Consider the following 2403-nt stretch of genomic DNA (forward strand, 5'->3'; position numbering starts at 1 on the left):
TCCATGTACATTCTTACCGCTATGTCCGCACCTTCTTCGCTTCCGCACTGCTCAAATGCGATCCCTTCAACATGGGTTGCCAACATCATGCGCTCTGATAATGGGTATATTGTGATTGCCGCCGACCCATTAACGTAAATGGCTGCGGTATCAGTACCTCCCTTGCCGTTATCAACTTCACGAGTGCCGTTTCTGTCTATTTGCTCTTGCACAAATAAGGCTGACACAATCCATCGCCACATCATCAACCGCTGTTCACTGGTTGGCTCATAAAAGCCTGCTATACAGCCATGCGCAATGGCCGATAGCAACTCATGCCCCAGCGATAAATCGTGGTCATACTGACCCGCGTCCAACGATTTTAGCGCTTCCACATAACCTATAATTTCAGTGTTAGCAGCCTCGGTGATGACAATGACGCCATACTTGCCGTAATCAAATCCTGTTTCAGTGTGATGTTTGCTCATTATTTGCCCTCCGGTGTATAAATCGCTTTATCGTGGTGGTATTCACCGTTCCATGATTTCTTCATGGGCAGCTCACCCTTTGTGTACAGGGCATAGAGACGGTGACAGCCTTTTTCCAACAACACGGCGGTGCGTGTGACAAACTCATCTTGTCCGTGAGGCTTTATCTTGTTTTCTTCTTCGGTGAGATAGCGATCACGGGCATAAGAAGCGACACGCCAGCGCGGCTTTTTCTCCGGATCTTTCTGTTCGTTGTAGAGCCAGTTGCGCTCCATCGCCCACCACATGATTTTGGCGGTGTTCACGCCGTTCAGTCCCTTGCAGAACGCTGGGAGGGTCATGCCTTTGGTAAAGTGTTTTTCTAGACTGTTCACCGTTGTGTTCAGGGTTTTGTTCTCACCCTCAAGGCGCTCGACATTCTCGGCATAAACAGACAGCATTGAGCGTAACTTTGCAGGATTGCTTAACAGTTCCGCTTCGGTTGTGATGCTGTCGCGACGGGTAAAGTAGAATTCGGTCAGGTCGTCGAAGTAGTTCCACGCCTGATCGGTTTCCAGCATCTTGGAATGGTTAGCTGCACCGCGTTCTGTCCATAAAATAAAGCGACTTGTATGTTTACTAACCAAATCTCTTAAAGATATGAGGTTCTTAAGCTCTTGTAATTCATCACCTTCAACATTGAAATAGTGCTTACCCTCAATAAAACGGGATTTATTTCTGTTGAAGTTGTTGGTTATCTGTGGAGTTGTCGCACCATACCCCGAAGCTAACTGCTCAGTCGTCACAACACGCTGGCCGCGATATTCGACAATCTGTAGCTCTTTGGCTGACATTGGAACTAATTCGTTTTTCTTGGTCATTATTTCACTCCTTTCCGTTAAAATAATTAGCGATGATTTCTTTCTGAGTTTCCCACGCTAAGGGATCTCTCATTATTTTGATTAATATCCAGTAACCACTTTCCGTAATGAGTCGTAGTTGGTTTGCTCTTGAGTCAACAGTGCCATGAGGTAATAGATTTAGTTCTTTTTTACCTTTCAATAAAAATGTATCCACACCATATTTAAATTTATCTTTATGTCTTCGGTAATTTTCCCCTATGGTTTTTTCGGTTTTATTGTGTAATTTTTTAATCATTGCAAACGTAACGACTTTCTTTCCCTCCCATTCAATTGCTGGGTATTTATTTAAGAATTCTTTTGCCTGTTCATATTCAGTCATTGTTCACCTCCGCTTGTTGAAACTTTTGTTTCCACTTATTTGTTTCAGTGTGATCTTCTAGGTGAGTTTCCAATACCTCCGCCGTTCGTTTGTTTATCGCCGCTATTTTTCTGCTTTCTTTCTGGGTTCTTGTTGCTGCGCTATAACTGTTATGCAATGAATGTCTTTTTTCGTTATGCTCCTGACGATATTCAGCCCACGCTTGGTTATTGGGGTGTTGGGCGATCATTCTGGCTAAATCCCAAAGTTCGGCAGCGTATTGATAGTTTTCTTCCTTTTCAGCATTAATGGCTCGGTTGGCAAAATCTAAATAGGTTTCATTTTTCATTGTTATCTCCGTTTATTGGCTCTGTTTTCTTGGCAATGAGTTTTAATATTTCATTCATAAACTCGTTGCCTTCTTCGGTTAAATTTCCGAACTTGGTGTAAAAACTGTTATAGGAATCTACGAGCAGTTTTTCCGCTTCGGCTATGTTTCTAATTTCTGCCATGACATCTAATTCAAAGAAGAGAATCAAGGCGGTATTTAATATCTCTTCATCTAAATCCAGTTGGTAATTAAATTTCCCCGCTTTAACTATCACGGAATGGCAGCCATGCTCCTTTTGTAATGCATTTAATTTGACGTGAATAAATGCCTTTCGTTTTCTTTCAAGCAAAGTTGATTGAGTCATTTTTTATTCCCCATTTTTAGGGTGAGTGTTTCCCCAGCGAT

5 protein-coding genes are annotated in these 2403 nt (G+C 42.6%); all 5 read right to left on the reverse strand.

Features of this window, described 5'->3' with window-relative positions; translation table 11 throughout:
• The coding region (locus Xkoz_RS18930; RefSeq protein ID WP_099143487.1) for a hypothetical protein at window positions 1-467 on the reverse strand (467 nt) is incomplete at its 3' end.
• Window positions 467-1327 (reverse strand): ORF6N domain-containing protein, encoded by an 861-nt coding sequence (locus tag Xkoz_RS18935; protein ID WP_099143488.1) that lies wholly within the window; start codon window positions 1325-1327, stop codon window positions 467-469. The genes Xkoz_RS18935 and Xkoz_RS18930, both read right to left, overlap by 1 nt.
• 4 nt (window positions 1328-1331) lie before the next feature.
• Entirely contained in the window at window positions 1332-1688 is a 357-nt protein-coding gene (locus tag Xkoz_RS18940) for an ORF6N domain-containing protein (RefSeq protein ID WP_099143489.1), read from the reverse strand.
• On the reverse strand, window positions 1681-2016 hold the full coding sequence (locus Xkoz_RS18945) for an ANR family transcriptional regulator (protein ID WP_099143490.1): 336 nt from the start codon (window positions 2014-2016) through the stop codon (window positions 1681-1683). The genes Xkoz_RS18940 and Xkoz_RS18945 overlap by 8 nt, the downstream gene beginning before the upstream one ends.
• A complete protein-coding gene (locus Xkoz_RS18950) occupies window positions 2006-2362 on the reverse strand; it encodes a hypothetical protein (protein WP_099143491.1) in 357 nt (118 codons plus the stop codon). The genes Xkoz_RS18945 and Xkoz_RS18950 overlap by 11 nt, the downstream gene beginning before the upstream one ends.
• Window positions 2363-2403 lie beyond the last annotated feature (41 nt).

This window comes from Xenorhabdus kozodoii (assembly GCF_002632875.1).
In the GTDB taxonomy this organism is placed as follows: domain Bacteria; phylum Pseudomonadota; class Gammaproteobacteria; order Enterobacterales; family Enterobacteriaceae; genus Xenorhabdus; species Xenorhabdus kozodoii.

Excerpts from the sequence above, each read along its gene's own strand:
- Xkoz_RS18935 (WP_099143488.1), bottom strand. The coding sequence starts at position 1,327 with ATGACCAAGAAAAACGAATTAGTTCCAATGTCAGCCAAAGAGCTACAG.
- Xkoz_RS18940 (WP_099143489.1), bottom strand. The coding sequence starts at position 1,688 with ATGACTGAATATGAACAGGCAAAAGAATTCTTAAATAAATACCCAGCA.
- Xkoz_RS18945 (WP_099143490.1), bottom strand. The coding sequence starts at position 2,016 with ATGAAAAATGAAACCTATTTAGATTTTGCCAACCGAGCCATTAATGCT.
- Xkoz_RS18950 (WP_099143491.1), bottom strand. The coding sequence starts at position 2,362 with ATGACTCAATCAACTTTGCTTGAAAGAAAACGAAAGGCATTTATTCAC.